Genomic DNA, 5,507 nt, shown 5'->3' on the forward strand with positions numbered 1-5,507 from the left:
CCGGAAACGTGGCCGCAACTGACCTTCACCCAGCGGCGCTCCGGATCGGCGCCCGGAACCAGGATAAGGTAGTGCGTCGGCGCATCCTTGTTGCCGGCAAGCAGCTGGTAGCTCTTCCCGGCATCGGTCGAGACATTGCCGGGGTTCTTGCCGTTCTTGATGGCTTGCGTTGCCGGACAGGCAGCGTCGGCGACAAAGCTGCCGCTCATCTTGACGTCGGCACGCGCCGCCCCGGCTAGCGACGCCGCCAGCATGGCCAATCCGAAAATGACAGCACTACGCATGGAAAATCCCCGGCTGGACAAGTGGGCGACAGACTGAAGCTGTCTCCATGTCAGAATTGCGATATTTTGCTGGCCAAACGCAAGAAACATCGTCGCGAAAAGCGGGTTTGCCGGATTGACGCATAATGTGGGCCGGCGCAAACAAAGCCAGCGACGATAATGCAAGGGCGGGACCAGGCGGCATGTCATTCAGCCAGCAGCGCGTGGTTGCCTCGCCGACCGGTGCCGAGCTCAATCTTTTCGTCAGGCAGGCCGACGGCCGGGCACGCGCCGTCGTCCAGATCAATCACGGGCTGGCCGAGCACGCAGCGCGCTATGCCCGCTTTGCCGATTTTCTTGGCTCCCGCGGCTTCCACGTCTATGTCCACGATCATCGCGGCCATGGCGCGACCAAGGCGCCCGACGCGCCGCTCGGCAGGTTCGCCGACAGGCATGGCCCCGCCAAGGTGATCGCCGATATCGGCGCCATCCATGACCTCATCGCCAGCGAACAGCCAAACAGACCGGTCATCCTGTTTGGTCATTCGATGGGGGCATCCGTGGTGTTGAATTTCCTTTTAAGTCATTCGCCACGCGTCCATGCCGCCGCTATCTGGAACGGCAATTTCTCCCAAGGCCGGCTCGGGCAGGTGGCGCTGGGCGTCCTTGCCTGGGAGAGAATGCGGCTCGGCTCCGACGTGCCATCGCGTCTGTTGCCGAAGCTCACCTTCCAGGCCTGGGGCAAAGCGGTGCCCAATCACCGCACATTGTTCGACTGGCTGTCGCGAGATGAGGCGGAAGTGGCGAAATACATTGCCGATCCGCTCTGCGGCTGGGATGCCTCGGTATCGATGTGGCGCGACGTCGTCGGCATGGCGCTGAACGGCGGCAAGGATGCCGGCTTTGCCGGCATCCGGCGCGACCTGCCCGTCAGCATCGTCGGTGGCGAAAAGGATCCCGCCTCGGATTATGGCAAAGGGATCACGCATCTTGCCAGCCGCATGCGCGCCATGGGCTTTTCGAATCTGGTTTCAAAGGTTTACGCCGACACCCGCCACGAAAGCCTGAACGAGGTGAATCGCGACATCATCATGGATGATTTCGCCATTTGGGCCGACGAAGTCCTCAAAGCGTGACGGATTGGCCCATTGCAAGAGCCGTGACAGCCGTTGCAGGGCTTGATAGAGGCTCTGCTTTCGCAGCAATCACGGTGATTGCGGCAACCACGGTGATCCATGGCTGAGCCCCCGCTGAAAGGCGTCCGCGTCGTCGAACTCGCCCGCATCCTTGCCGGGCCATGGGCCGGGCAGTTGCTCGCCGATCTCGGCGCCGATGTCATCAAGGTCGAAAGCCCCGATGGCGGCGACGACACCCGCAAATGGGGGCCGCCCTTCGTCATGGGCAAGGACGGCGAGAACCTGTCGGCCGCCTATTACCATTCCTGCAATCGCGGCAAGCGCTCCATCGCCATCGATTTCTCGACACCGGAAGGGGCCGAGACCGTGCGCCGGCTGGTCGCCACCTCGGACGTGCTGATCGAGAACTTCAAGCTCGGCGGCCTGAAGAAATACGGCCTCGACTACGACAGCCTGCGCCAGATCAACCCGCGCCTCGTCTATTGCTCGATCACCGGCTTTGGCCAGGATGGTCCCTACGCGCCGCGCGCCGGCTACGACTTCATCATCCAGGCCATGGCCGGCATGATGTCGATCACCGGCGAGGTCGGCCGCGAGCCGCAAAAAGCGGGCGTCGCCATCTCCGACATCTTCACCGGCCTTTATTCGGTCATCGCCATCCAGGCAGCATTGCGCCATGCCGAGCAGACCGGCGAAGGCCAGCACGTCGACATGGCGCTTTTAGACACCCAGATCTCGGCGCTCGGCAACCAGAATTTGAACTATCTCGTCTCCGGCCAATCGCCGGTGCAGATGGGCAATGCGCATATGAACATCGCCCCTTACGAGGTGGTGCCGGTCAGGGACGGGCACATCATCCTGGCGGTCGGCAATGACGGCCAGTTCGCCAAATTCTGCGCCGCTGTCGGACTGGACGACCTGCCTGCCAATCCCGACTTCGCCACCAATCCCGCCCGGGTCGCCAACCGGGTCAAGTTGCGCGAGCGCATGATCGAGGCGCTGAAGATTTTTGACCGCGATCCGCTGCTGGCCAAGCTGGAAGCGGCCAGCGTGCCGGCGAGCCCGATCAACACGATCGGCCAGATGTTTGCCGATCCGCAGACGATCGCGCGCGGCATGCGGCTCGATCTCGACGACGGCCATGGCAATCTTCTGCCTTCGGTGCGTGCGCCGATGGTGATGTCCGGCACGCCGCTGGTCTATGAGCGCCCCTCGCCGCGCCTGGGCGAGCACACGCAAGAAATCCTTGCCGAACTGGAGAAGTCTGGACAATGAAGACCGGTGGACAACTCATCGTCGACGCGCTCGAAGCCAACGGCACCGACCGCATCTACTGCGTGCCCGGTGAATCCTATCTGGCGGTCCTGGACGCGCTGCACGATTCTGCGATCCGCACCATCGTCTGCCGCCAGGAAGGCGGTGCCGCGATGATGGCCGATTGCCACGGCCGCCTGACCGGCAAGCCCGGCATCTGCTTCGTCACCCGCGGCCCCGGCGCCACCAACGCCTCGGCCGGCATCCACATCGCCATGCAGGATTCGATACCCGTCATCCTGTTCATCGGCCAGGTCGCCAGCCACGCCAAGGAGCGCGAAGCGTTCCAGGAGGTGGACTATAAGAGGTTTTTTGGCGACATCGCCAAATGGGTGGTCGAGATCGACGACGCCTCGCGCATCCCCGAATTTGTGACCCGCGCCTTCGCTGTGGCGACATCGGGCCGTCCCGGCCCGGTGGTGATCTCGCTCCCGGAAGACATGCTGACCAGCATCGTCGAGGCGCCCATCGCCTTGCCGCACACGCCGGTTGAGACACGGCCGGGCGAAGCGGAGCTCGATGCGTTGGAAAAGCTGCTGGCCAAGGCCAAGCGGCCGTTCGTAATCCTCGGCGGCACGCGCTGGGACGCCGAGGCGGTTGCACAAATGCGCACGATCGCCGAGGCCTGGTCGCTGCCGGTCGGTTGTTCCTTCCGCCGCCAGATGCTGTTCGATCATCTGCATCCGAACTATGCCGGCGATGTCGGCATCGGCATCAACCCGAAGCTGGCGACAGCGATCAAGCAGGCCGATCTCCTGCTGCTGATCGGCGGCCGCATGGGCGAAATGCCCTCCTCGGACTACACGCTGCTGAAAAGCCCCTACCCCGACCAGACGCTGGTCCACATCCATGCCGACGCCGGCGAACTCGGCCGCGTCTACAGGCCGACACTGGCGATCAACGCCTCGCCTTCTGCCTTCATCGACGCTTTCGCCAGGCGCAAGCCGGCCTCCGCACCCGTCTGGGCAGCCGAAACGCCAAAGCTGCATGCCGCCTATCTCGACTGGTCGACGCCACCGGAAGGCGGCCCCGGCTCGGTCCAGATGGGGCCGATCATGAACTACCTCGAAAAGATGCTGCCCGACGATGCCATCCTGACCAACGGCGCCGGCAATTACGCCACCTGGGTGCATCGCTTCCACCGCTTCCGCCGCTTCGCCACTCAAGGTGCGCCGACATCGGGCTCGATGGGCTATGGCACGCCTGCGGCCGTCGCCGCCAAGGAGCTGTTTCCGGAGCGCACCGTGGTCGCTTTTGCCGGCGACGGCTGCTTCCTGATGAACGGGCAGGAATTCGCCACCGCCGTGCAGTATGACCTGCCGATCGTCGTCGTCGTCGTCAACAACGGCATCTACGGCACCATCCGCATGCATCAGGAGCGCGAATATCCCGGCCGCGTCGTCGCCACCGATCTCAAGAACCCCGATTTCGCGGCTCTCGCCCGTGCCTATGGCGGCCATGGCGAAACGGTCGACAAGACCGCCGATTTCGCTCCCGCCTTCGAACGTGCCCGCGCCAGCGGCAAGCCGGCGATCGTGGAAATCCGCCTCGACCCCGAAGCGATCACGCCGACCAAGACGATGACGCAGATACGCGACAAGGCGTAGTCCAAACAAAAAAAGAGGCGGTCGCCCGCCCCTTTTTGTCATGCGGCTTGCGCTACTTGGCGGTCTCGATCTGTCCGCGGATTTCGCCGTCCTTGTTGGCTGCCGTGTGCACGTTGACATAGTCCTTGCCGCCCATCAGGTCGGCGGCCTGCGCGTCGGTCAGCACGGCCGACCCTTTGATCGGGCTCTTGAGCTTGCCCTTGAACGGGATCGCCACCCCGGCGTTTTCACCCATCGCGGCTGGGCCGTGAATATGCCCGGCGGTCGCCGGCCCGCTGAGGCCGGAATACTTGACGTTCCAGCTGAGTTTCTTCGTGGCCGTGTCGAAGGTAAGAGCTGCGGTGCCCTTGCCTTTCGTGGTCACCGGCGGGTTCTGCTGGGCGCCGTCGAGCGTCGCTTTCAGCTTCACCGTCTCGGCCAGGGCCGGCGCTGCCGTAAGGAAAGACACCGAGATGGCCAGTGCCGAAAGCATCGGCGCCAAGGATTGGATACGCATGAGAATCTCCGTTTGCTGATGACATCCAGCCACGGCTCCCCGGCGCGCGGATGTATCGGCACAAGGCTTATAAGAGCGAATGGCTGCGCGCGAGTAACACTTACGTGCAGACTAATGGACCGCGCGATACCGGCGGCGTCAGACGGCTGCCAGCGCCTGCGTCAGGTCGGCGATCAGATCATCCGGGTGCTCCACGCCAATCGACAGCCTGACCGTGGTCTCCAGCACGCCGATGCGTTCGCGCACCTCGAAGGGTATGCCCGAATGGGTCATGGCCGCGGGGTGGCTGGCCAAGGATTCCGTTCCGCCCAGGCTCACCGCCAGCTTGAAGATCTGCAGGTTGTTGAGAAAGGCGAAAGCCGCCTTCTCGCCGCCCTTGATATCGAAGGAGAAGGTCGAGCCGGCACCAGTGCATTGCGCCCTGTAGGTGCGGCCAGCCGGCGTTTCCTCGCCCAGGAACGGAAGGTAATGCACCTTCTCGACCTTGGCATGGTCGCGCAGGGATTCGGCGACCAGGCGCGCATTGTCGTTGGCCCGCTCCATGCGGATCGACAGCGTCTCCAGCGAGCGGCCAAGCATCCAGCAGGAATGCGGGTCGAGCTGCGTGCCGATCGCGCCGCGCAGCGCCTTGATCGGCTTGGTGACCGCCTTGCTGCCCATGGCGGCGCCCGCGATGAGATCGGAATGGCCG

General features: G+C 63.9%; 5 protein-coding genes and 1 pseudogene. 3 read left to right on the forward strand and 3 right to left on the reverse strand.

What is annotated here, in order from left to right:
• Positions 1-284, reverse strand: a pseudogene (locus tag EOD15_RS27470) (ribonuclease); the annotation flags it as partial.
• 182 nt (positions 285-466) lie between these two features.
• Between EOD15_RS27470 and EOD15_RS27475 the strand changes: the two are divergent.
• The 3 genes from EOD15_RS27475 to EOD15_RS27485 all read left to right on the forward strand — a co-directional run bounded on the left by EOD15_RS27475 (position 467) and on the right by EOD15_RS27485 (position 4,320).
• Positions 467-1,399, forward strand: coding sequence for an alpha/beta hydrolase (locus EOD15_RS27475; RefSeq protein WP_127409019.1), 933 nt, complete (start codon positions 467-469; stop codon positions 1,397-1,399).
• Between the two features lie 99 nt (positions 1,400-1,498).
• Complete coding sequence (locus tag EOD15_RS27480) at positions 1,499-2,674, forward strand: CaiB/BaiF CoA-transferase family protein (protein WP_127322798.1); 1,176 nt, start codon at positions 1,499-1,501, stop codon at positions 2,672-2,674.
• On the forward strand, positions 2,671-4,320 hold the full coding sequence (locus EOD15_RS27485; RefSeq protein WP_127409020.1) for a thiamine pyrophosphate-binding protein: 1,650 nt from the start codon (positions 2,671-2,673) through the stop codon (positions 4,318-4,320). The genes EOD15_RS27480 and EOD15_RS27485 overlap by 4 nt, the downstream gene beginning before the upstream one ends.
• 52 nt (positions 4,321-4,372) lie before the next feature.
• On the opposite strand, the gene EOD15_RS27490 is transcribed toward EOD15_RS27485, so the two are convergent.
• The gene (locus EOD15_RS27490) at positions 4,373-4,816 is read right to left on the reverse strand and encodes a CHRD domain-containing protein (protein WP_127271887.1); all 444 of its coding nucleotides are present in this window, start codon (positions 4,814-4,816) and stop codon (positions 4,373-4,375) included.
• Between the two features lie 138 nt (positions 4,817-4,954).
• A partial coding sequence (locus tag EOD15_RS27495; protein WP_185929091.1) for a PLP-dependent transferase occupies positions 4,955-5,507 on the reverse strand: 553 nt, incomplete at its 5' end.

Source organism: Mesorhizobium sp. M7A.T.Ca.US.000.02.2.1 (assembly GCF_003996995.1).
GTDB lineage: Bacteria > Pseudomonadota > Alphaproteobacteria > Rhizobiales > Rhizobiaceae > Mesorhizobium.